At 51.5% G+C, this 23,821-nt stretch carries 18 protein-coding genes; 13 read left to right on the forward strand and 5 right to left on the reverse strand.

Annotated elements, in window-relative coordinates:
- The 7 genes from BUE76_RS10795 to BUE76_RS10825 form a co-directional block, all read left to right on the forward strand.
- Positions 1-1,306: NADPH-dependent assimilatory sulfite reductase hemoprotein subunit (locus BUE76_RS10795; protein WP_254049527.1), on the forward strand; the 1,306-nt coding region annotated here is incomplete at its 5' end.
- Between the two features lie 7 nt (positions 1,307-1,313).
- Entirely contained in the window at positions 1,314-2,111 is a 798-nt protein-coding gene (locus BUE76_RS10800) for a DUF2490 domain-containing protein (RefSeq protein ID WP_073046066.1), read from the forward strand.
- 34 nt (positions 2,112-2,145) lie between these two features.
- Complete coding sequence (locus BUE76_RS10805) at positions 2,146-2,904, forward strand: DUF2490 domain-containing protein (RefSeq protein WP_073046068.1); 759 nt, start codon at positions 2,146-2,148, stop codon at positions 2,902-2,904.
- A 131-nt stretch (positions 2,905-3,035) separates the two neighbouring features.
- The gene (locus BUE76_RS10810) at positions 3,036-6,908 is read left to right on the forward strand and encodes a PAS domain S-box protein (RefSeq protein WP_083596640.1); all 3,873 of its coding nucleotides are present in this window, start codon (positions 3,036-3,038) and stop codon (positions 6,906-6,908) included.
- Between the two features lie 148 nt (positions 6,909-7,056).
- A complete protein-coding gene (locus tag BUE76_RS10815) occupies positions 7,057-7,776 on the forward strand; it encodes a DUF2490 domain-containing protein (RefSeq protein ID WP_158069952.1) in 720 nt (239 codons plus the stop codon).
- A 17-nt stretch (positions 7,777-7,793) separates the two neighbouring features.
- Positions 7,794-9,311 carry a TSUP family transporter gene (locus BUE76_RS10820; protein WP_083596641.1) on the forward strand — a complete coding sequence of 506 codons (1,518 nt, stop codon included), beginning with the start codon at positions 7,794-7,796 and terminating at the stop codon, positions 9,309-9,311.
- 108 nt (positions 9,312-9,419) lie between these two features.
- Complete coding sequence (locus BUE76_RS10825) at positions 9,420-12,311, forward strand: TonB-dependent receptor (RefSeq protein WP_073046076.1); 2,892 nt, start codon at positions 9,420-9,422, stop codon at positions 12,309-12,311.
- A 353-nt stretch (positions 12,312-12,664) separates the two neighbouring features.
- Here BUE76_RS10825 and metX read toward each other — a convergent pair whose 3' ends face one another.
- A complete protein-coding gene (gene metX, locus BUE76_RS10830; protein ID WP_073046079.1) occupies positions 12,665-13,678 on the reverse strand; it encodes a homoserine O-acetyltransferase MetX in 1,014 nt (337 codons plus the stop codon).
- A gap of 62 nt (positions 13,679-13,740) precedes the next feature.
- On the opposite strand from metX, the gene BUE76_RS10835 reads away from it, so the two are divergent.
- Positions 13,741-14,175 (forward strand): OsmC family protein, encoded by a 435-nt coding sequence (locus BUE76_RS10835; protein ID WP_073046082.1) that lies wholly within the window; start codon positions 13,741-13,743, stop codon positions 14,173-14,175.
- A gap of 96 nt (positions 14,176-14,271) precedes the next feature.
- Positions 14,272-15,483 (forward strand): trans-sulfuration enzyme family protein, encoded by a 1,212-nt coding sequence (locus tag BUE76_RS10840; RefSeq protein ID WP_073046085.1) that lies wholly within the window; start codon positions 14,272-14,274, stop codon positions 15,481-15,483.
- 147 nt (positions 15,484-15,630) lie between these two features.
- Here BUE76_RS10840 and ytxJ read toward each other — a convergent pair whose 3' ends face one another.
- Positions 15,631-15,966, reverse strand: a complete 336-nt coding sequence (gene ytxJ / locus BUE76_RS10845; RefSeq protein ID WP_073046088.1) for a bacillithiol system redox-active protein YtxJ — start codon at positions 15,964-15,966, stop codon at positions 15,631-15,633.
- A 15-nt stretch (positions 15,967-15,981) separates the two neighbouring features.
- Complete coding sequence (locus BUE76_RS25290) at positions 15,982-16,110, reverse strand: hypothetical protein (RefSeq protein WP_262485776.1); 129 nt, start codon at positions 16,108-16,110, stop codon at positions 15,982-15,984.
- A gap of 138 nt (positions 16,111-16,248) precedes the next feature.
- Between BUE76_RS25290 and BUE76_RS10850 the strand changes: the two genes are divergently transcribed.
- The 3 genes from BUE76_RS10850 (at position 16,249) to BUE76_RS10860 (ending at position 19,318) form a co-directional block, all read left to right on the forward strand.
- Positions 16,249-17,613 carry a UDP-N-acetylmuramate--L-alanine ligase gene (locus BUE76_RS10850; RefSeq protein WP_073046090.1) on the forward strand — a complete coding sequence of 455 codons (1,365 nt, stop codon included), beginning with the start codon at positions 16,249-16,251 and terminating at the stop codon, positions 17,611-17,613.
- Between the two features lie 164 nt (positions 17,614-17,777).
- Positions 17,778-18,548 carry a 3'-5' exonuclease gene (locus BUE76_RS10855; protein WP_073046093.1) on the forward strand — a complete coding sequence of 257 codons (771 nt, stop codon included), beginning with the start codon at positions 17,778-17,780 and terminating at the stop codon, positions 18,546-18,548.
- Between the two features lie 11 nt (positions 18,549-18,559).
- Positions 18,560-19,318 (forward strand): polyprenol monophosphomannose synthase, encoded by a 759-nt coding sequence (locus BUE76_RS10860; RefSeq protein ID WP_216820658.1) that lies wholly within the window; start codon positions 18,560-18,562, stop codon positions 19,316-19,318.
- Positions 19,319-19,587: 269 nt separating this feature from the next.
- Here BUE76_RS10860 and BUE76_RS10865 read toward each other — a convergent pair whose 3' ends face one another.
- Positions 19,588-21,276 (reverse strand): hypothetical protein, encoded by a 1,689-nt coding sequence (locus BUE76_RS10865; protein WP_073046098.1) that lies wholly within the window; start codon positions 21,274-21,276, stop codon positions 19,588-19,590.
- Entirely contained in the window at positions 21,273-22,058 is a 786-nt protein-coding gene (locus BUE76_RS10870; RefSeq protein WP_073046101.1) for an ABC transporter ATP-binding protein, read from the reverse strand. The genes BUE76_RS10865 and BUE76_RS10870 overlap by 4 nt, the downstream gene beginning before the upstream one ends.
- 418 nt (positions 22,059-22,476) lie before the next feature.
- On the opposite strand from BUE76_RS10870, the gene BUE76_RS10875 reads away from it, so the two are divergent.
- Complete coding sequence (locus tag BUE76_RS10875) at positions 22,477-23,349, forward strand: DMT family transporter (RefSeq protein WP_073046103.1); 873 nt, start codon at positions 22,477-22,479, stop codon at positions 23,347-23,349.
- Positions 23,350-23,821: the final 472 nt, after the last annotated feature.

Consider the following 23,821-nt stretch of genomic DNA (forward strand, 5'->3'; position numbering starts at 1 on the left):
GTTTAACGAGGCGGCACTTACCACCATCGCTACCTGTGGCGACATCAACCGCAACGTGTGCACTACCTCCAACCCCGTAGCGTCGCCGCTGCACGAAGAGGTAGAGGTGCTGGCCAATAAAATTGCCGACCTGCTGTTGCCCAAAACGCGTGGTTATTACGAGATCTGGCTGGACGAAGAAAAGATCGCCGACAAAAGCCAGGAAGAGGACCCGCTGTACCAGGACCGCTACATGCCCCGGAAATTCAAGATCGGTATTGCCATTCCGCCGGTAAATGATGTGGACATCCTGACCAACGATCTGGGCCTGATTGCCATTGTTGAAGGCGGTAAAATCATTGGTTACAATATTTGCGTAGGCGGTGGTATGAGTACAACCCACGGCAACCCCGACCACTATGCCCGCCTGGCTTCTCCTTTGGCCTATGTTGAAAACGACGAAGCAAAGGTGTTGAAAGCCGTATACGAAGTGCTGACCATCCAACGCGACTATGGCAACCGCAGCGACCGCAAGCTGGCCCGCCTGAAATACACCGTTGACCGACTGGGCCTTGCATGGTGGCGCGAAGAGCTGGAACGCCGCAGTGGCTTCGCCATGGAAGATCCCAAACCTTTCCATTTTACCTCGCGCCGCGATGATTATGGCTGGGCACAAAACCACCATGGTTTGTGGTACTTCACCATGTTCGTGGAAAACGGCCGTGTACTCGACATTCCCGAACTGAAGATGAAGGAAGCCTTGCTGAAGATCGCAGAAAGCGGCAAGGCGGCATTCCGTTTTACCTCCAGCCAAAACCTGATTGTAGCGGACATCAAACCAGAAGACAAAGCTTTTGTTGAAAATATTCTGGAAAGCTATGGTTTGGTAGCCCATACCCTGCGGGCAACCAAGCTCCGGGGTAATGCCATGGCTTGCGTGGCCCTTAATACCTGCGCACTGGCACTTGCCGAAGCACAGCGTTATATGCCTTCTTTACTCACCAAGGTGGAAGGCATCCTGGAAAAGCACGGCCTGCAGGACGAAGAACTGATTATGCGCATGACCGGCTGCCCCAACGGCTGTGCCCGTCCTTATGCCGCGGAGATCGGTTTTGTAGGTACCGCTTACGGCCGCTACAACCTCCATTATGGTGGCGACCGCCTGGGCCTGCGCCTCAATAAAATTTACAAGGAAAGCCTCGACGAGGCCCAGATCCTTGCCGAGCTGGACAGCGCTTTTGCTGCCTTTAAAGCGGAGCGCACCGAAGGCGAAACCTTTGGCGACTTTAGCTATCGCAAGTATATTGCTGCGGCTGCAACAGCGTAGTCTCAGCATGAAAAAAGTTGACCAACAAGCCAGCAGCGGTGCATGCAGTACCCCTGCTGGTTTTTTTATGATGAAAAAATGGATGGTGGCCGCCGGCCTGCTGGCTGCAATCAAAAGCCCGGCACAAAAGCAGGTAACTGTAATGCAGCAAAGCTGGCTGGGACTGGTACAACAGGTAAGGCTTTCCCAACATTGGGGCCTGCTGGCCGATGCACAATACCGCACGGTACAGCACTGGGCCGAAGGCAATAACTTTCTGTTGAGCCGCTTGGGTGGCACCTGGTACAGCAATAGCCAGTTGCAACTTGCTGGTGGATATGCCTACCAATACCTGTTTGCACAAAATGGCACTCTGCTACGGCAGGAACATCGCCTGTGGCAACAGGCACAGTGGACCAACTCCTGGAGCAGGGCACGCTTCCAGCAAAGAGTGCGGATGGAGGAACGCTGGCGCGAACAGTTTGCCACCAGCGCACAGAAAACCAAAAGTTACCAGTACCTGTGGCGGGCAAGTATGCAACTGCAGCTGGCATACCCCCTCACCAAAAAGGCTGCAGGCCCGGGTGCTACCGCCCTGCTGTTGGCCGAAGAAGCGTTGTTCAACCTGGGAAAGGCTGTTGTGTACAACCATTTTGACCAGAACAGGTTGAGTGCCGGCTTCCAGGTTCAGGTAGGCAGCCAGGACCAGTTGCAGGCAACTTATATGCGCATCTTCCAGCAGCTGGCAGCAGGAAGCCATTACCGGCAAATCCATTGTGGCCGCATTTTTTACACCCATACCATCGATCTAAGGCGAAAAAGTTAGGTGAATTCCGCAGCAGCGGGAAACCATTACATGCATGAAAACAGCGGCGATCCTTAGCTTTTTATTACTTTCGCTGGGTGCCGGCGCCCAAAAACAGGTGAGCACGAACAGCCAGACCTGGCTGGGGTTGATACAGCAGGTGCGCTTCAGCAACCGCTGGGGCCTTTCCGCAGACCTTCATTTCCGTACTGCCGACAATTTTGTGCAGGGGAAAAACATCGTGCTGGGCAGGATTGGCGCTACCTATTACCCCGGCGACCGCACCCAGGTATCGGCAGGATATGCCCATTTCCATTATTATCCCGGCGAAAACCATCCGCAGGATGCACGGCCCGAGCAGCGCCTCTGGCAGCAGGTATTGTGGACTACCCATGCCTCCAGGCTGCGGGTACAAAACCGGCTGCGCCTGGAGGAGCGCTGGCGCAAACATGTGGACAGCCGCGGCGGCATTACAGATGATTATGATTTCAACTGGCGCACCCGCATGCAGCTGCAGTTGCTTTATCCTTTGGGTAATAAGCCATTCGGACCCGGCTCCCTGGCCCTGATGGCAGCCGATGAGGCCATGCTGAACTTAGGCCGGGAAATCCAGTACAACATCTTTGACCAGAACCGGCTGATTGCCGGCGTACAGCTACAGGTCAATAAAAACGATTTCCTGCAAATTGGCTATATGCACATTTTCCAGCAACAGGCATCCGGAAATAAGTACCGCCAAAGCCATGTGGCCCGGATTTATTATACCCGCAATATCGACCTGCGCAGGCAACGTACTGTTGCTGTCACTTTGTAAACCCCGTCTTTCCATGCCCCTATAATCTTGCCTTTTCTCCTGCAAGCTGCCGGTTGAAGGTTGGTAGGTCCCGTGGCCTTATTTTCGCTGTAATTTCCTTTAACAAACTACGAGGTTGCGGCACGAAAACGATGCCCCTTGCTATTCATATGGAATTCACTACCAACCTGCTCCTGCAACTGCCCTATCCTGTTGCCATCCTGAAAGGGGCGGACCTTGTAGTGGAACTTGCCAACAATCACCTGCTTCGTTTTTGGGGCAAAACAGCCGCTGAAGCATACCACCAATCTTACTTCGATTTATTTCCCCATTTACGCGATTCCGACCTGGTACGGCAATGCATGACGGTGTTGCAAACCGGTGAGCAACAGGAACGGGACGAAGTGCCCTGGATTTATGAACGCAATGGTGTCCAGCATAAGATCATTTTTAAAATAATACTGACACCCTGGCGCAGGGAAGAGGGTATCATTGAAGGGGTGATTGCCAGTGGCTTTGATATTACCCGCGAGGTGGAAAGCCGCAAGCAGTCGGAGGCTACCCGCTCGCACCTCGACAGCCTGATTGGCCAGATGGCCGCAGGTCTTGCCCAGGCCGATCTGCAGGGCAACTTCACCGATGCCAATGACCGCTTTTGTGAGATACTGGGCTATAGCCGGCAGGAGTTGCTGCAACTGAATTTTGCTGCCCTCACCCATCCCGATGACTGGAAAGCACTGGAGCCCCGTTTTTGGGCTTGTGTGGAAGAAGGCATATCCATGAATGCGGAAAAGCGGTGTATCCGGAAAGATGGTACCATCATTTGGGTCAACAATAGTTTTTCCCGTATTTCGGTGCCCGGTGTAAACCCGTTTTTGACGGCTGTTTGTATCGATATTTCTGCAACAAAGGAAATACAGGCCAACCTGGATCGAAAGATCCGCGAGGTTACCGATTATAAATATGCGCTCGATAAATCCTCCATTGTCGCCATCACCGACCATCGGGGCATTATCCAGTATGTGAATGAAAAGTTCTGTTCCATTTCGCAATACAGCGCCGAAGAACTGATTGGTAAAGACCACCGGCTGATCAATTCGGGGTACCACGAAAAATCATTTTTCAGTGAACTGTGGCGCACCATCAGCCAGGGAAAAATATGGAAGGGCGAGATCCGGAACAAGGCTAAAGATGGGTCTTTCTATTGGGTGGATACCACCATTGTTCCTTTTCTGAACGAAGCCGGGAAGCCTTACCAGTATATTGCCATCCGCAGCGATATTACCAGCCGTAAACAGGTGGAAGATGCCATCAAGGAAAGCGAGGAGCGTTATGCCACGGTGGTGGAAGCCTCGGACCTGGGCTTGTGGGATTTTGATGTTCGGAAAGGAACGATAGTAGCGGCAGGCAAAATGGCCCAGATTTATGGGCTTTCTTCCAACGCCGATTACAACCTGGAACTGGTGATGCAAAGTGTACATCCTGAGGACCGCAGGGAGCAGCAGGAATTACTGGAACAAATTATAGCAGGTAAAATTTCAACCACCTTTATTACCGAGTTCCGCATCATCGATAACCAAAACGGTGCAGTAAAATGGCTCCGTGCCAAGGCCAGGGCATTTTTCAACGAGCAAGGCAGTTTGTACCGTACCGTAGGCACTGCCGCCGACATCACCCATCAAAAGCTTGCCCAGGTACTGTTGGAGGAAAACGAAGAACGGCTGAACCTGGTTATAGATGCCGCCAACCTGGGTATGTGGGATTTTAATCTCGAAAACAATACGACCATATTGCCAGAACGTACTAGGGAGTTTTATGGGTTAAAACCTGATGAGGCTTTTACGTTTGAACGGTTCCTGCAATCCGTTCACCCCGACGACCGGGAACGGGTGGCAAAGGGCAACCGGGAACTGCTGTTTGGTAATACCAGCGAAACCCAATATTTCAATGAATTCAGGGTGCTGCAACCCGATGGCGGGGTGCGGTGGAACCGGTCTTTTGGCCGGGTGCTGCTGAACGAAAAAGGTGTTCGTTACCGGTTTATTGGTGCCATTCTCGATGTGACCGAAGAGAAATTAGCGGCACAGGAAATTATGGAGCGGGAGCGGGAGTTTCGCTCGCTGGCCGAGAATACGCCGGATATTATTATAAAGCATGGCCGGGATTTCAGGTACCTGTATGCCAATCCGCAGGTAGAGATACTGGTGGGCAAACCACCGGAGGCCATCATCGGCCGTTCCATGTGGGAGGTAGGTGTGCCGGAATCCATATGCCATTTTGTTGAGGAACAGCTGGAGCTGGTGGTAACAGAAAAAAGGTCGCACTCTGTTGAATATTCTGACCGGGATGGCGCTAACTGGTTGTACTCCCGTTTTGTGCCCGAGTTGGACGCCACAGGAGAGGTCAGTACCATCCTGGTGATCACTACCGATATTACTGGTTTGAAACGGGCAGAAGAAGCCCTGAAGGAAAGCGAAACCCGCTTCCGAACCATGGCCAACTTTATTCCCCAGCTGGCCTGGATGGCAGGCCCCGAAGGCAAAATCTATTGGTACAATCAAAGATGGTTTGATTTCACCGGTACCACGCCAGGCGAAATGAAGGAAGACGGCTGGCACAAGGTGTTCCATCCCCTAATGGCCGACCGCGTGGAAAACCTGTTGCAGCAGGCTTTCAGGGGTGGCTACCCTTGGGAAGATATTGTGCAGATCAGGGGCGTTGATGGGCAGTACCGCTGGTTCCTGTCGCGGGCCGTGCCGGTACATAACGAAGGCGGTGCCATCGAAAGCTGGTTTGGCACCCATACCGATATCACGGCCCAACGTGCCATCGAGGATGCCCTTACCCTCACCAAAGATCAGTTGGAACTGACATTTGAAAACGTACCTGCTGCTATTTTCCTGACAGATAAAAATGGCAGGATCATTTACCTGAATGAGGCCGCTGCGCACAACATCCTTTTCGACACCGTAGAGGAAGTGCTGGTCTTGGGTCATATGGAAGCAGTGCGCCAGCGAGTGGAAAAGTATTTTGAAATGCGCGATGAAAACGGCGAGCCTTTTACCATTAAAGGCGGCGCCAAAACACACGGTTTCCAAACGCGCAAACAAAGCCGGTTGGTGTACCAGCTGATACACCGCCAAACCGGTAAGGTGACCTGGTACGATTCACATTCGGCGCCCCTTTTCGATAATGAAGGCAACCTGCTGATGGTGCTCACCACTACCACTGATGTTACCGACCAGCGCCTGTTTACCGAAAAGCTGGAGCAGGAAGTTGCCCGGCGAACCCAAGAACTGCAGCGCTCCAACGAGGACCTGCAACAGTTTGCACATGCAGCTTCTCACGACCTTAAAGAACCGGTACGCAAGGTGCTCACCTTTCTTGACCGGCTGCTGAAGGAGTTCAAACCCCAACTGCCGGAAAAAGCCGTCAATTACCTGGAAAGGGTAGAAGTGGCTGCCCGCAGAAGCTATACCATGATTGATGGCCTGCTGCGCTATTCAAAAGTGGATGCTGCCATCCTGGTGCATGAACCCATAAACCTGGAAGCGCTAATCAAGGATATTGAAACCGACCTGGAACTGCCCATCCAGCAAAAGGGAGCCAAAATAATAGTAGGTGCCCTGCCCTGGCTTGAAGGTGCTCCCGAACTGATTTACCAACTGTTTTACAACCTGGTCAACAACTCGCTGAAATTTGCCAAACCCGGAGTGGAACCACAGATTGAGGTTTTTGCGGACAGCGAGCCTGCACCCGAAGGCATGGTGACCATTGTTGTAGCAGACAATGGCATCGGTTTCGACCCGGTACATTCGGAAAAGATTTTCCAAACCTATACCCGCCTGCATTCCAAGGACCTCTACGAAGGATCGGGGCTGGGGCTTGCGCTTTGCCGTAAGATTGTGGAGCGGCATGGCGGCACCATCAGGGCTACCGCCGAACCGGGAAGGGGTGCCCGTTTTATCCTTTCGCTGCCCCAAAAAGTGGACGCTGCCCATTTGGCCTTTGCTGCCGCCGACTGATGAGAATCAATCGGGTTATATGCTTACCTAAATTATTTTTGCCCTTTCCCCAACTGGTTGGTCTTCCTTTGTGATATTCTACTATTTTTGTGGACTAATGAAAAGGACGGTTCTACTGGTTCTGGGTTTACATCTGTTTATTCCCTTTATGGGCCAGGCCCAAAAACAAACGGTACATGTGCAGCAGGTATGGTTGAACTATTTTAACCAAACCCGGTTTTCGGACCGTTGGGGTATCTGGGCAGATGCATCTTTGCGAACTAAAGAAGATTGGACAAACGACCTGTCGCAGGTGATTGGCAGGGTAGGATTGACCTATTACCTGAGCAACCAAACTAAATTTACCGCCGGTTACGGGTACATACACCACTATCCCAGCGATAATCACCCCCAGGTTGCCATGCCCGAACACCGCCCCTGGCAACAATTGCAATGGCACAACAACAAACCCAACCTGCGGCTGATGCAATGGGTGCGGCTGGAAGAACGTTTTCGCCACAGGATTGCGGCCCCCGACAAACTGGGAGCAGGGTACAATTTCAACTACCGGGTGCGCTACAATATGCTGCTGGCCCTGCCCTTATCCAAAAAAGCCTTTGCTCCCGGTACTTTTTCGGGAGTGCTGAACAATGAGGTGCATATCAATTTTGGAAAGGAGATTGTATACAACAGCTTTGACCAGAACCGGTTCTTTGCAGGTTTCTTTTACCATGTAAACCAGCACGACCAGATCCAGGCAGGCTATATGAACCTGTACCAGCAGCAGGCCGCGGGCAACCGGTACCGCTCGGTACACACCGCAAGGATATCGTACTTCCACAACCTGGATCTACGCAGGAAAAAACAAAACAACGGCCCCGGCCATTAAACGCCACTCCAATACAAGTGAAAGAAGCACAGTCAATCAGCCAGTTGAAACATAAAGAAGGGCCGGCCTCCAATCATCTCTTTCCCATATTCCTTAAGCTGGAGCAATTGCGCCTGCTCATTGTTGGCGGCGGCTATATCGGTTTGGAAAAGCTGACCGCCGTACTGCAAAACGCACCTGCCACTACCATCCGGTTGGTGGGTATCACCATTTCGGACGAGATCAAAGCCCTCGCAGCAAAACATGAGCAACTGACCCTGGTGGAAAAAGCTTTTGATGCTTCGGATGCAAACGATATTGACCTCGCAATTGTAGGCATCAACGACCCCGAAGCCAGCAGCGCCATTTCTGCGGAAATCAAAAGCCGCGGCATCCTGGTGAACGTGGCCGACAAACCCGAGCTCTGCGACTTTTATCTTTCATCGGTGGTAAAAAAAGGCAACCTGAAAGTGGCCATATCCACCAATGGCAAATCGCCCACCGTGGCCAAGCGCCTGAAGGAAACCCTGGACGATGCCCTGCCTGCCGAACTGGACCAGGTGCTGGATAAAATGCAAGCCATCCGCAATGGGCTCAAAGGCGATTTTACGGAGAAGGTGAACAAGCTAAACCAGATCACTTCGGTGCTGGCCACCGGCAAAGAGTCGGAAAACGCCAAGAGCGAGCAGCAGTGGAAAAAGATTGCCACCTATTCGCTGTTTGCCTTCCTGTTCATGATCGTTGGACACTTGCTGCTTTCGTATATGCCTTTGCGTGAGTGGGGACAGGCACTGAGCGAAATTAAAATCGACAAGCAATTTTACTACCTCGTTGCCACGGGCTTTTTCGCCCAGCTGGTAGATGGCGCCCTTGGTATGGGTTATGGTGTTACCTGTACCACGGTGCTGCTGTCGCTGGGGGTAAACCTCCCTGCTATTTCCGGTTCCATTCATACGGCCGAAATGTTCAGCAGCGGTGTTTCTGGTTACAGCCATTATAAGTTCGGCAACGTAAACAAAAAGCTGTTCCGTGCACTGCTCATCCCCGGTATCATTGGTGCCGTTGTGGGTGCTTACCTTTTGTCTATCTACGGTGATGCCTATGCGAAAACAATCCGGCCCATACTGGCAGCCTATACCCTGATCCTGGGTATCCGCATCCTGTACACGGCGCTGGGTAAAAAGCGCAAACCCCAAAAAGTAAAAAGGGTAGGCTGGCTGGCCGGTGCCGGTGGCTTCCTTGATTCGTTTGGCGGCGGCGGCTGGGGGCCCCTGGTTACCAGTACCCTCATTTCAAAAGGCCGTACCCCTCGATTCGTGATCGGCTCCGTAAGCATCACCGAGTTTTTTGTAACCCTTGCTTCGGCACTCACCTTTTTCGGCATGCTGGGCCTGAGCCACTGGCAGGTGATCGTAGGATTGATTGTAGGGGGTATGCTGGGGGCGCCACTGGCGGCAAGGCTGTCGGGCAAACTGCCCCTGAAAACCATGTTTATCGGCGTAGGCACCATGGTGATCATCTGGAGCCTGCGGATATTGATCAAAGCATTTTTTTAAATAAAGCTTCCATCTCTTCCGGAAATGGAAGATCTGAACTCCTTCGGGAGTTTTATTTTACTTAATTAGTCTACAAAAACAATAGACTGTAAAGCAGAACCAACAACAATGCAAACAACCTCTACAAATCAACGCTGGCGCCTCTTGCCGGTATTGTTCTTTTTCACTTTTGTATTACAGCTTAGGGGATCAGCCCAGGAGTCCAACCTCGTTGAGGTAGCCGGCAGGGTAGTAAGTGCCGAAAGCCGCCATGGCCTTGCCGGCGTAAGCGTCGGTATCAAGGGTAGTGTAACCGGTTCGGTTACCAACGACTCGGGATATTTTGCCCTGCGCACCCGCCTGCGTTTTCCTTTTACCCTCAATTTTTCCACTATAGGCTACCAGCCGCAGGAGTATGAAGTGCGCGGACTGGATTCCAAGATCAACGTGGAGCTGTTCACCCAAACCCAGCTGGGTACCGAAGTGGTGGTAACCGCTTCCCGTGTTTCGGAAAACATTTTGAAAAGCCCGGTAGCCATTGAAAAGCTGGATATCCGGGCCATTAAGGAAGCCGCTGCACCCAGTTTTTACGATGCTTTGGAAAACGTAAAAGGCGTGCAGATGCTTACCTCAAGCCTCACCTTTAAAGTGCCCAATACCAGGGGGTTTAACGTACCCAATAACTTCCGCTTTTTGCAATTGGTGGATGGTGTGGATATGCAGGCCGCTACCCTGGGGGTTCCCCTGGGTAACGCTATTGGAGCCACCGAGCTGGATATTGAAGCGGTGGAAATTACGCCCGGTGCGGCCTCCGCATTATATGGCATGAACGCCATCAACGGAATCGCCAACCTGCAAACTAAGAGCCCATTCAAATACCCCGGACTAAGTGTGTACCAGAAAATCGGTGTGAACCATGTGGATGGCATTGATCGCGACCCCAGTGCGCTCACGGAAACTGCGATCCGGTATGCCAAAGTGATCGGCAACCGTTTTGCCTTCAAACTCAACTTCAGCACACTGAAGGGTACCGATTGGGTTGCCAACGGCCTCGTGGACCAAAACCCGCAGAACTTGGGTACGGCCAACCCGCGTTTCCCTGAACTGGCTGGTGAGGCCAATCCTGCCCGCGACCAGTGGAGCCGCTATGGCGATGACCGCCAGGCTCGCCAGGCCATCAGCGTCAACTACAAGGGTGTGCCTGAAACCTTCAACGTGGCCCGTACCGGCTACCTGGAAAAAGACCTGATCTATCCCGATGTGCGCAACCTGAAATTGGATGGCGCCCTTTTTTACCGCCTCAACGATAAACTGGAAGCGTCTTACAGCTACCGCTATGGGATCATGGATGGCGTGTTTCAGCGTGGCAACCGCATTCAGCTGAATGATGTGACGGTGCAGAACCACAAGGTGGAGCTGCGCAGTGCCGACTTCCTGGCCCGGGTATATGTGTTGAAAGAAAATACCGGCAAATCGTACAACCTCAACCCGCTGGCTTATAGCCTCGACCTGAGCCATGCTTCCAACGCGGTATGGGGCTCCACGTTCAAAGGCGAACTGCAAAGACAGCTGGATGCCAACGTTGCGCTCACCGATGCCATGCAGGCTGCCCGTGCTGCGGCTGATGCTGGCCGTGCCGAACCCGGTACCGCAGCCTTCAACCAGCTGAAAAATACCATTGTAAACTCCAACAACTGGGACGTAAAATCGGCCAGCTTGCCCAATGGCGCACCCAATGGTGGTGCAGCGGTATGGCAGTATAGCAATACCTACCACGCCGACCTGCAATACCATATCAGCCGCATCAAATGGGCCAATGTGCTGGTTGGCGGCGACTACCGTTTGTACGAAGTGATCCCTGATGGCAACACCTTCGTGGACCTTTCCCGCCCCTTGGCGGAGCGTACCGTTGCTGATAAAAACGGCTCATTTGGTGAAAAGCAGTACTACCGTAAGTATGGCGTGTTTGCACAGGTAACCAAGCTGTTCTTTGACGATAAACTCAAAGTATCTGCCTCAGCCCGCGTGGACCGCAACCCCGAGTTCAGCACCAAGCTGAACCCCCGCCTTGCTGTAGTGTACACGGCTGCGCAAAGACATAATTTCCGGGCATCTTTCCAGAATGGCTATCGTTTTCCTGCCTTGTTTGAAGCCCTGTCATTCCTCAACAATGCCAGTGTGCGCCGCGTAGGTGGCCTGGCACGGGTAAATGAAGGCATCGGCTTCCTGGAAAATTCCTACACCCTGGCTTCACTCGACCGCTTTACGGCTGCCGTTGCCAACGATGTACGCGCTGGTCTGACAAACAACGATGCGGCCCTGAAAAACCGCAATGTGTTGCAGGCAGCCAACCTGCCCGTTATGCAGCCCGAAAGCATCAACTCGTTTGAAATTGGTTACAAGAGTGTGCTGGCCAACAACAAGCTGGTGCTGGATTGGGATGCTTACTATAATATCTACGGGGGCTTCCTGGGACAGGTGGAAGTGGCCGTGCCTACCTCTGGAACCATCGGGAGTGATGCCGCCGTGTTGGATATGACCGTTCGCAACAAGCAAAACCGCTACCGCGTGTACACCAATGCCCGCAACAAGTACAATAGTTATGGTTCTTCGCTGGGCGTTACGTACAACTTCTACAAGCGGTTTACAGTAACTGGCAACCTTAATTACAACAAGCTGTCGAATAACCCCAATCCTGATATTTTCCAAACCAGCTTCAACACGCCGGCATGGATCACCAATGTCTCCTTCAGCAACCGCGAGATCATCAAGAATGTAGGCTTCAACATTGTATGGCGCTGGCAGGATGTGGTGTTCTGGGAAAGTACCCTCGCCAACGGACAGGTACCAGCCTATAGTACCATCGATGCACAGGTGAACGTACGTTTCCCCAAGCTGAAATCAACGGTGAAAGTGGGCGGTACCAACCTGCTGAACCAACGCTTTATCCAGTTTGCAGCGGGCCCCACCATTGGTGCCCTGTACTATGCAGCTGTTACGGTGGATGGACTGTTGAAGTAAACTATAAGTCTCACTGATGATAATGTATTGCTCACAGATGGCACAGATTACACAGATGTTTTTTGAATGGTAACATTCTTATCTGTGTCATCAGTGTCATCTGTGAGAAACTTTATTGTAAATGCCGGTGTTTGTGATCAAAAATGAGTGCTCACAGATGCCACAGATAACACTGATGTTTTGGGGATAATCCAATTCTTATCTGCGCCATCTGTGTAATCTGTGAGAAACTTAATTGTGATTGCCGGAGTTAGGAGATGCTATAGTTTAGTGCTCACAGATGCCACAGATACCACGGTTGTTTTTCGTAAAAATGAAATCCATCTGCGTTATCTGTGCCATCTGTGAGCACTTTATTTTTCAAGCCACTGCAGCATGTGCCCGGCAATGGTGGGGGTCTCTACCAGGAAACCATCATGGCCATAAGCCGAATCAATTTCCACGTAAGTGGCATTGGGAATATTGGCTGCCATGATCTGTTGCTCCTGCACCGGGCACAGGATATCGCTGGTTACACCAATGATGAGCGTAGGAACAGTTACCTGTTGGAGGGCCGCTTCAATAGTGTTGGCGCGTCCACGTGCAAGGTTATGGGTATCCATGGCCTTGCTGAGGAGGTAATAGCTATAAGCATTGAAGCGCTTCACCAGCTTTTCGCCCTGGTAGCGCATGTAGGAAGAAGCTTTGAAATCATCCACCTTGGCCACATCGGCATCCGATTGCTTTTCCACCATGATGGCATAGTTGCGGTAGGTAAGCATGCCAATAGCCCTTGCAGTTGCCAGCCCTTTTGCACCGGCATCAGCGTTGGGTTGGCCCCAGGTACCATCGGCTTCAATGGCCATGCGCTGCGCGGTGTGCACGGCTATGCCCCAGGCGCTTTCGGCAGGAGAGGTGGCCAGCAGGAACATACGGCCGAAACGGCCAGGTTCGGTGAGGCTCCATTCGAGGGCTTGGTAGCCGCCAATGGAACCGCCAATGAGCAGGTGAATATGTTCGAGTCCCAAGTGTTTCCGCAACAGGATATGTGCCTGCACCATATCGCGGATGGTGAGGAAAGGAAAGGCTTGGAAGTAAGGTTGGTTGGTGTCGGGGTTGATGCTGAGCGGGCCGGTACTGCCATAGCAGGAGCCCAGTATATTGGCGCAAACAATAAAATAACGATCGGTATCCAAGGGGAGGCCCTTGCCGATCATGCCGGGCCACCAGTCGGCAGCATCCGAATTGGCTGTGAGCGCATGACAGATCCAAACAACATTGCTTTTGTCCTGCTTTAAAGTACCATAAGTGTGATAGGCGATGTTGATTTGAGAAAGTTGCTGCCCGCTTTCGAGCAGTAGCGGACCATCATGTTGCAATACGTTCATCCGGCGAATTCAGGCCCCAAAATAAACGCCTGCAGGCGTACTTTTGAAAAAAAATATCCGAAATGATCCATATAACACTGGAACGTACACAAGGCGATTATGGTTTTGAAGCCAAAGATGCGGCGGGCCATAGCGTGCTCACCGACTCCTCATCCGAGAACGGCGGCAACGACGCCGGTGTGCGTCCCATGCAAATGCTGCTGATGGCCATGGGTGGCTGCAGCGGTATTGATGTTGTTTCTATTTTGAAAAAACAAAGACAGCAGATCGATGGCTTCACCATGCAGATCAGCGGTGAACGGGAAGCCGGCGTAGAACCCTCGCTTTGGAAAACCGTACATGTGGTGTTTGATATCAAAGGAAATATTGATCCTGCAAAGGCCGAACGTGCCTGCCAGCTTTCCATCGAAAAATATTGCTCTGTAGCCGAAACCCTGCGCCGCGCCGGTGCAGCAGTTACCTGGGAAGTGAAAGTAGCGCCAGTAGTTACCATTTAGCATTTTGAACCACAAAGACAGGAAGACAATGAGGAACACAAATCGTTTTTGATAGCTCTTTGTCCAAATGTCAGCGTGGCTCCAACAACAACAACAATGAACGACACCTCGAACGAACAACAGAAGAACCATAAGCTTCATCCTACCACGCAGGCCATCCGCACTCACACCGAGCGCACGCAGCAGATGGAACATTCATCACCCATGTTCCTTACTTCTTCGTTTTGTTTCGACAACGCGGAAGACATGCGGGCTGCCTTTGCCGATGAAACGGATGATAATATCTACACCCGTTTTTCCAATCCTTCGGTACAGGAGTTTATCGATAAAGTTTGTGTGCTTGAAGGCGCCGAAAGCGGCTTTGCCACCGCCAGCGGCATGAGTGCGGTCTTTGCTTCCTTTATGGCTTTAATGAAAGCCGGCGACCACCTGGTGGCCTGCAAATCGGTATTTGGTTCTACCCATACGGTTATCACCAAGTTCCTGGGCAGGTACGGCATTGAATATACCTATGTAGACACAGATGCCACCGCAGCAGAATGGGAAGCAGCGATGCGGCCCAATACAAAGATGGTATACCTGGAAACGCCTACCAATCCCGGCCTCGACCTGGTGGACCTGCAAATGGTGAGCGCCATCACCCGGAGCCGCAACATCATCCTGAACGTAGACAACTGTTTTGCCACACCCATTGGCCAGCGGCCGCTGAAGTTTGGCGCCGACCTGGTGATCCACAGCGCCACCAAGTGGATGGATGGACAGGGCCGTGTGCTGGGTGGGGTAGTGGTGGGCCGCCCCGACCTGATCAAGGAAGTGTATGCATTTTGCCGCAGCACAGGCCCCGCAATGTCGCCATTTAACGCCTGGGTGCTGAGCAAGAGCCTCGATACCCTGCATGTGCGGATGGAGCGTCATGCTGCCAATGCGCTGCACCTGGCAAAAGCATTGGAAGGTCACCCAGCATTGAGTTGGGTGAAATATCCTTTCCTGTCTTCACACCCGCAGTTTGCCATTGCCCAAAAGCAAATGCTGAATGGTGGCGGTATTGTTTGTTTTGAGCTGAAGGGCGGTATTGAAGCTGGTCGCAATTTCCTCAACAGCCTCCAATTGCTTTCCCTTACAGCCAACCTGGGCGACGCCCGGTCCATTGCCTCGCACCCCGCAAGCACTACCCATGCCAAGCTCACCGAAGCCGAGCGGATGGATGTGGGGATCACGCCGGGCCTGATCCGGATTTCAGTGGGATTGGAGTATGCGGAGGATATTGTAAATGATATCAAGCAGGCGCTAAACCCCCTGTCCCCCTAGAGGGGGAACTTAGGCCGTGGTGTTCGTCGCAATTGTACAATACCTTAAGCTTTAGTAGCACAAACAACAAAGCCACTCCGCAAAGAGTGGCTTTGTTGTTAATAAGGTTGATTGACCTGAGTTCCCCCTTCAGGGGGACAGGGGATGCTATGCGGCCTTCGCCTGCTCCATGATCTCGTCCATCGAAATACCCATATGGCTTTCGTCGTACACGCACTCGCCGTTGCGTACTACCAGTACCTGGGGCGACTCATGGTGCACATGAAACACTTCTGCAACCTTGTTGCTCAGGTGGCGGTAGGCAATCAGGTCGAGGAAATAAAAGTCAATGTCAGAGGGCTGGTCGGCCTTCTGCAACCGGGACAATGCAACGGATGAAATAGAGCAACGGGTGCTGTGCTTGAAAATCACCTGGGGCTTATCCTGGCTGCGGGCTATAATCTGTTTGATCTGTTCGTCTTCTGTGAGATGTATCCAATGCATATCGCGGTTCTTTGTTTAGCCTCTCCATTTACTGTTTCGCTCGGTGTTCATAGGACAGCCATACTTGCTACGGGTAGCGGTGCAGGATGCCATGCTTATAATGGTGATTGCCAGGAGGCCGAAGGCGATGATTTTGTTTTTCATGACCAAAATGGATTTGCGTTAAAAACGGCGATCTTTGCCGGATATTTTGCGCAAATATATAAACCTTTAAACACGTGAGGCGGGGCGGGTTTTAATCCTTAACAGTTTGCCCGCACCCTATCCTAAGACTTTTTGCTCATGAACCTACATTTTATTTCCATCGGCGGCAGCGTGATGCACCAGTTAGCCATAGCACTTAAGCGAAAAGGATACCATATTACCGGCTCCGATGATGAAATTTTCGAACCCTCCCGTTCCAACCTGGAGGCCGAGGGGCTGTTGCCCCAAACCATGGGCTGGAATCCAGACTATATTCTGCCAGGTTTGGATGCGGTGATCCTGGGCATGCATGCCAAGGCCGATAACCCTGAGCTGGCAAAAGCCAAAGAGCTGGACCTGCCCATATACTCTTTCCCTGAATACATCTACCAGGAAAGCAAGGAAAAGAAAAGGGTAGTGGTAGGCGGCAGCCATGGCAAAACCACCACTACCTCCATGATCATGCACGTGCTGCGCACCGCCGGCAAGGAGTTTGACTACCTTGTGGGCGCCCGCCTCGAAGGTTTTGACCAGAGTGTCAATATCACCGAGGCCCCGGTAATTGTTTGTGAGGGCGACGAGTACCCCGCCAGTACCCTCGAAAAGCGTCCCAAGTTCCATTTTCTCTTCCCGCATATTGCCGTACTTACCGGTATTGCCTGGGACCATATCAACGTATTTCCCACTTTTGATTTTTACCTGGAGCAGTTCCGCATCTTCCTGCAAAAGATTGAACCCAACGGCTCGCTGGTGTACAATGAAACGGATGCTGTACTCCGCGAACTGGTGGAAGCCAACCGCAGGGAGGATATACAGTACCTGCCATATGGCGTAACGCAGCATACCATTGCCGGAGGCAAAACCACGATCACCATCGATGGGCAAAGCAGCGAACTAAAGGTTTTTGGCAACCACAACCTGCTGAACCTCCACGCCGCCTGGCTGGTGACCCAGCAACTGGGAATTGGTGCCGAACAGTTTGTACAGGCTATGAGCAGCTTTACCGGGGCGGCCAAGCGCCTGGAACTGCTTGCACAAAATGATAACACCACCATTTACCGCGATTTCGCCCATGCGCCTTCCAAGGTAAAAGCAACCGTAGATGCTGCACGCCAGCAGTTTCCCGACCGCCGGATTATCGGCTTGCTGGAACTGCACACCTATAGCAGCCTCAACGAGGCATTCATGACCGAGTACAAGGGTGCACTGGATGGCGCCGACAGCGCTGCCGTTTTTTACAGCAAACACGCCCTTGAATTGAAGCGGATGCCCGACCTGTCCAAAGCCGTTGTGGAGTCCGGCTTTGCCAAAGAGGGGTTGCAGGTGCTCAATACCCGTGCGGAAATAGAACAGTGGCTGCAACAACAGGATTACAGCAACAGCGTTGTACTGTTTATGAGTTCGGGCAATTACGACGGGCTGGATGTGGCAGAGACTGCAAATAACATTGCCGGAAAAGCCTGAGCAGATTTCGTATCTGGGATTTCGAATTTCGGTAGTTGTTGATGGAATGTAACATGCTACTGGCGTACAGTGGCCGAAATCCGAAATCCCAAATCCGAAATGCCCTAAGTTTGCCCCTGAAAACACCAATACTTTACCTTTACCCCTTTTAAGAATTACGGGTCATGCTACAACTTACCAAGCCTATTGCGTTTATTGACATTGAGGCTACGGGTTCCAACCCCGCTACAGACCGGATCGTGGAGATCGCCATCATCAAATACCTGGTGGACGGCACCCGCAATGTAAAGCGCAAGCTGCTGAACCCGGAAATGCCTATCCCGCAACAGGTGATCGACATTCATGGCATCACCGACGAGATGGTAAAGGATGCACCCACCTTCAAACAGGCAGCCCAGGAGATCAAACAGTTCCTTACCGGCTGCGATATCTCGTGCTACAATGCTTACCGTTTGGACATGCCCCTGCTGGTAGAGGAATTTATCCGCGCCGGTGTGGAGTTTGACATGAAAAACCGCAAGCTGGTGGACGTGCAAAAGATCTTCCACCAAATGGAGCAGCGCACGCTTTCGGCTGCTTATAAATTTTACTGCAACAAAACCATCGAGAACGCCCATAGTGCCGAGGCCGATGCGGCTGCCACTGCCGAGATACTGGAAGCACAGGTACAGCGTTACCCACAGTTGGGCAACAACCTCGAGTCCATTTTAAAAGTTATTGGCGAAGACCAGATCATTGATTTTGCCCGCCGTTTTGTGTACGACGATAAAGGCGTGGAAATCTTTAACTTCGGAAAACACAAGGGCCGCGCTGTGGCCGACGTGTTGAAGGCCGAGCCGCAATACTACGACTGGATGATGCGCGGCGAATTTCCCATGAACACCAAGCAGAAGCTCACCGAGATCTACACCCGCTCGATGCTCAAAAAACAATAAGCCTGTCACTGGTGGAGAAATTAGTTATTATTCCTACGTACAACGAAAAGGACAATATCGTGTCCATTCTGCAGGCTGTTTTTGGCTTGCAGCAGGACTTTCATGTATTGGTGATCGACGACGGTTCGCCCGATGGAACCGCACAAATAGTAAAAGACCTGCAGCCTGCTTTTCGCGGCATGCTCCACATAGAGGAGCGGCGGGGTAAGCTGGGTTTAGGTACGGCCTATATCCATGGCTTTAAATGGGCCATCCGCAATGGCTACCAGTTCATTTTTGAAATGGACGCCGACTTTTCGCACCGACCCATCGATCTGCCCAAGCTGTATGAAGCCTGCAAAAATGGGGGCGCCGACCTGGCTATTGGCTCCCGCTATATTCCCGGCGGCAAAGTGGTAAACTGGCCCTGGGACCGCATAGCCCTTTCAAAAGGCGGTTCTATCTATACCCGCCTCATTACGTGGATGCCGGTAAATGACCCCACCGCGGGCTTTATGTGCTACCGCCGCGAAGTGCTGGAAGCCATCAACCTCGACCAGATCCATTTTGTTGGATATGCGTTCCAGATCGAAATGAAATTTGCCGCCTGGAAGCTGGGTTTCCGCATCAAAGAGGTGCCCATCCAGTTTGAAGACCGCAAGTTTGGCGAAAGCAAAATGAGCAAGGGCATCATCAAGGAAGGGGTGCTGGGTGTATTGAAACTGAAATGGTATAGCCTCTCTACAAGTTACCGCCGAAGGGTGCGCACCGCACCGGCGAAACTGGTGTGATGGAACCCGGTAGCTGTAAGTCCTGGGCTGCAAGCTTCAAGTATGCAGCATTCATTGTGATAGCTTCTTTCAATGGAGTGCCTAAAAAATAATTGGAAAAGGCCTGCTTTACTGCGGGCCTTTTCCATGATAGATAGCACCTAAACGGTTTTGCCATCCACCCTATTTCGGACAGGTTGTACCGTTTTCACTTTGGTTGTGGATAATAATAACTTGAAGCTTGCAGCTAATAGCTTGCAACTTTTCCCCCAGCTCTTAAATAAATGGCATTATACCTCCTGTTGTTCCACATTGTTCCAACCTAAGTTGGCAATACTATGCAGCACCAGCCAAAGTGCCGCCAGCGCAAGCAGGCTGCAAAGAATAAGCAGCAAGGTAAAACCGCTGATCAGGTAATGAAACCCGCCCATCAAACCGGCCAAACCATAAAGCGCAAGCGCCCGGAAAAACTTGGAAACGGAAACATTCGTTTTAGTAGGGTTGGCAAAGGGGAGCTGCATACCGGCAAAGCGCGTCATGGTAGCTGCAATCAGGAGTGCATTGAACAAACCAAACAGTAAGTTGGGAATAGCTGCCGGCCCCAGCAAAATGATCGCTAGTACGCAATAAGGTACAGCAAGCAGCAGGTAGAACTTGGTGGTTAGGGCTTTGAAGGCACCCAGGATAAAGGCACCCGGTTTTTGAAGCGGCCTTGCATAAAACACCCAACTGGCTTTCCACTGATCGGAGTAGCTCATTTGGGTAACTGCAAGCAGCAGGGTAAAAGTTGTCATATATAAAAATATTGCCGCATGGCTGGGTTTTAAAGGGTAGGCTACCGATTCATCCCTGCTGATGGTTCGGTAAACTGCATAGCCCAAAAACACAACGAAGTATCCGATGGAAGGGAGCACCTTCATCCGGAAATCGCGGCTGCGGCCGCTGAGGCGCCAGGCAAAAAGAAAACCGGCCTTTTGAAAACCTTTGGGTGAAAGCAGCTTGCTGAAGGTTTCACTCAATCCTTTCTTTTGAACGATCAGTTTTTCCTGTGCCGGGGCGTTTTCCTGTGTAGCATAGCTAAGCGTCAGGTTGCGGATGAACACACCTGCCATATAGCGTACTACAATCCAGATAGCTACAATCGGCAATACAATACCCATGATGGCGCCTGCAATTTCGTAAGGCGTTACGTACCCCTGGAAAATTCGGGTAAGGGCGCCAAACCAAAAGGAGGGCACCAGTAGTGCATACCAATGCTCGCCCATGCGGAACCGGGTTTCGCCCATATTCACCATCATCCGGGGCACCAGCTGGTAGCTGGCGTATACCACTACGGTAAGGATGATCTGCATATAGGAAACAATGGCCTGGAACTTTCGGGGCGATACCAGCCGCATAGCGGCCAGGTACACGGCATTGATGACAAAAATGCTGAACAGGGTAAGCAACACCACCACTACCAGGAACAAGGCCGCACTGGGCCAATTGTATTTGATACCGGTATAAACAAGTCCGGGCAGCGACATAGGCAGCACCAGCTTGGTAAGATGGATAAGGATATGCAGCAGCCTGGCCAACAAGAAAGTGCGGTCATTTACCGGGCGGGTAAGGATGATGTAGTTGTCGCGCACATCCAGCAATACCGATGTAAAGTCGGCAATGAGCAGGGAGCAGAGCATCACCAGGAACATGGAAAAGTAAAAGGTGTAGCGGGTGATGCCTTCGGCGCCAATGGCAAATACACCGAGGTAGAGCAAGCCCAATACGGCACTGTACAACATGGTGCCCAGGGTGGCCATGGTTGCCGGCTTGTCGTTCTGCTTCCGCCGCATTTGCTGCATGGCGTTGTGCGTGCGGTCGTCGAGGGTGAGCTTGGTATGCAGGATCATGTATACCTGTGCAGGGTCGGCACCCAGCCGTTGGTAAAAGCCCAGGGGAGCCATGGCTGCCTTCAGCAATCCTTTGTTGATGATGTTCATAACTGGTTATTGGTTTCAAATGCCTGCATCAACTGGTCGGCACTGTCCGCTGTTTGCCCTTGTGCGGTGAGGGAAGCAAATATTTGTTCGAGGTGGCTTTGGCCCAAGCGCTCTTTCAGGCCTTCAAAAGTATCGTCGGCCAGCACCTCCCCGTTGGCAATGAGCACAATGCGGTCGCTTACCTTTTCCACCACATCCATCATGTGGCTGCAGTAAAAGATGGTCTTGCCTTCTTTTGCCATCTTGCTGATCAGGTCTTTTACCAGGATCACGCTGTTGGCATCGAGGCCGCTGAGGGGTTCATCCAAAATGATGATTTCGGGGTTGTGCAGGATGCCGGAAATGAGCAATACCTTTTGCCGCATGCCCTTGCTGAAGCTGTCCATGCGTTGGTACATATTGCCCTGCAATCCAAAAGCTTCCAGCATCTTTTCGATGCGGGGTCTATATACTTCGGCTTCCATGCCCTGGAGCATGGCCACAAATTCGAGGTATTCCCAGGGCGTGAGCACGTCGTAGAGTTCAGCCAGCTCGGGCACATAGCCAATCAGCTTTTTTACAGCCAGCGGGTCTTTTTTTACTTCAATACCTTTTACCTGTACTTCGCCGGTATAATCGGTAAGCAGGCCGCACAGCACTTTTACCGTGGTGCTCTTGCCTGCACCGTTGGGCCCGATATAGCCAATGACCTGCCCGGGATAAATATCGAGGTTGATGTTTTGGAGTACGTGTTTCTGCCCATACCATTTGTTGAGCAGCTTCAGCGAGATGATAGGATCCATAAGCAGGTAGTTGTAATAGGGAAGATATGATGGATTTCGGATCTATGATTTCGGATTTGGGATCTTTTGGACAGTATGGGTGCGTGTATAAACTTTACCTGTTTGTGGGTGTACAAACCGGGGCTGATGCACTTGCAGCCTATTGAGGTTACCGCTTGAAATAGTTTTTGTATTTAATCAGGGCTATCCTTAAAGGGTGATTTTCCTTAGCTTAATTGGCCTGCCACAAGGGGCTTTTTTACTCAGTTCTAGTTAGGTGCCGCCTTGGGCTTTGTCTTTAGAGCCCTCTTGCTTTGGATAAACCCCAAGCAGTATTTACGCTTTAAAGACACCCGTTTTGAATACAAGTGCAAAGCTCTACCCGCTGCCGAAATCCGAAATCCCACATCCGAAATCAATTATCTCCGAATTTCGCGCCATGAAAAAGGCCTTGTTGCAACTGCATGCCGCAGTGTTTTTGTGGGGTTTTACGGGCGTGTTGGGCAGGGCCATAAGTTTGGATGCCACCCTGCTGGTGTGGTACCGTTTGCTTATTACGCTGGTATCGTTGTGGGTGTTGTTTGCCGTTCAAAATAAGATCAGCCGCATACCGGCGCGCTCTGTTTTGCTTATTGGTGGCATCGGGTTGGTGCAGGCCCTGCATTGGGTTACTTTTTATGGCAGCATCAAACTGGCCAATGTTACCATTGCTCTTACTTGTTTGTCCACTTCCGCCTTGCTGTCTTCGCTTATAGAGCCCCTTTTGCTGAAACAAAAATTTCAAACACGGGAAATCTTCCTTGGATTTTTTGCCCTTGCCGGCATCCTGGTTATTTACAACTCGCACCTCCAGTTTTCCTGGGGCATCATTGTAGGATTGGTTTCAGCCCTGCTCACGGTGCTGGTGTCGGTGCTCAATAAAAAATACATCAACCAGTACACACCACAGCAGATCACCCTATACCAGTTCACGGGTGGTTTTACAGGGCTAACGCTTTTGTTGCCGCTTTTGCTGCAACTGGCACCCAATGGCTGGCAGTGGCCCACTGCTTTCGATTGGGTTTGGCTGGCGGTACTCAGCTGGCTGTGTACCATCCTTACCTTCTTTTTATACATACGTTCGCTCAAGCATATTTCGGCATTTACCATGAACCTTACGCTCACCCTTGAGCCGCTGTATGGTATTGCGCTCGCCTTCTTTTTATACCAGGAAAACAAGTACCTGAGCAACTGGTTTTACCTCGGTTTTTTACTCATCGCACTGGCGGTGGTGTTGCATATGGTGATGCTTCTGCGGCCAAAGCGTAGTTAGTAAGTAAATAAGCATGTAAGTAAGTAAGCAAATAAGGAAGTAGGTATGAATGTATGTATGTATGTAAATGTATGTATGTATGTATGTACGTAGCAGGCCTCAGCGGAAATTATCAAAGCCCGTAGGGCTTTAATCTGAATAGCCGCCGGTGTAACCGGCGGAATCAATAGTCCTCAATATCCCTTTACGCCCAACCCCGTAGGGGTTGAACAGCCATAGAGGTTCAACCCCTACGGGGTTGGATGTTCTAAAAACATTACCTGTTTCTCTTTACCGCCGGTTGTACTGGCGGCTATTCAGATTCGAGCCCTACGGGCTCAGTGGCTCCGAACATCATCATGGTTGAAGAGGCACGGATGATGGTTCAAACTGTATGCTTCGAATGTAAGTGTACTGTTATTGGTATAAACGCTTGAAATCACAACGTCACTTGGTGAACCCCGCCCTTCCTTCCCAGAGACCTATGGCTTGT

Source organism: Cnuella takakiae (assembly GCF_001953305.1).
In the GTDB taxonomy this organism is placed as follows: domain Bacteria; phylum Bacteroidota; class Bacteroidia; order Chitinophagales; family Chitinophagaceae; genus Flavisolibacter; species Flavisolibacter takakiae.

What these genes read in the sequence shown, in the direction of transcription:
- BUE76_RS10800 (WP_073046066.1), top strand. Translation starts at nt 1,314, where the DNA reads ATGAAAAAAGTTGACCAACAAGCCAGCAGCGGTGCATGCAGTACCCCT.
- BUE76_RS10805 (WP_073046068.1), top strand. Translation starts at nt 2,146, where the DNA reads ATGAAAACAGCGGCGATCCTTAGCTTTTTATTACTTTCGCTGGGTGCC.
- BUE76_RS10810 (WP_083596640.1), top strand. Translation starts at nt 3,036, where the DNA reads ATGCCCCTTGCTATTCATATGGAATTCACTACCAACCTGCTCCTGCAA.
- BUE76_RS10815 (WP_158069952.1), top strand. Translation starts at nt 7,057, where the DNA reads ATGGGCCAGGCCCAAAAACAAACGGTACATGTGCAGCAGGTATGGTTG.
- BUE76_RS10825 (WP_073046076.1), top strand. Translation starts at nt 9,420, where the DNA reads ATGCAAACAACCTCTACAAATCAACGCTGGCGCCTCTTGCCGGTATTG.
- metX (WP_073046079.1), bottom strand. Translation starts at nt 13,678, where the DNA reads ATGAACGTATTGCAACATGATGGTCCGCTACTGCTCGAAAGCGGGCAG.
- BUE76_RS10835 (WP_073046082.1), top strand. Translation starts at nt 13,741, where the DNA reads ATGATCCATATAACACTGGAACGTACACAAGGCGATTATGGTTTTGAA.
- BUE76_RS10840 (WP_073046085.1), top strand. Translation starts at nt 14,272, where the DNA reads ATGAACGACACCTCGAACGAACAACAGAAGAACCATAAGCTTCATCCT.
- ytxJ (WP_073046088.1), bottom strand. Translation starts at nt 15,966, where the DNA reads ATGCATTGGATACATCTCACAGAAGACGAACAGATCAAACAGATTATA.
- BUE76_RS25290 (WP_262485776.1), bottom strand. Translation starts at nt 16,110, where the DNA reads ATGAAAAACAAAATCATCGCCTTCGGCCTCCTGGCAATCACCATTATA.
- BUE76_RS10850 (WP_073046090.1), top strand. Translation starts at nt 16,249, where the DNA reads ATGAACCTACATTTTATTTCCATCGGCGGCAGCGTGATGCACCAGTTA.
- BUE76_RS10855 (WP_073046093.1), top strand. Translation starts at nt 17,778, where the DNA reads ATGCTACAACTTACCAAGCCTATTGCGTTTATTGACATTGAGGCTACG.
- BUE76_RS10865 (WP_073046098.1), bottom strand. Translation starts at nt 21,276, where the DNA reads ATGAACATCATCAACAAAGGATTGCTGAAGGCAGCCATGGCTCCCCTG.
- BUE76_RS10870 (WP_073046101.1), bottom strand. Translation starts at nt 22,058, where the DNA reads ATGGATCCTATCATCTCGCTGAAGCTGCTCAACAAATGGTATGGGCAG.
- BUE76_RS10875 (WP_073046103.1), top strand. Translation starts at nt 22,477, where the DNA reads ATGAAAAAGGCCTTGTTGCAACTGCATGCCGCAGTGTTTTTGTGGGGT.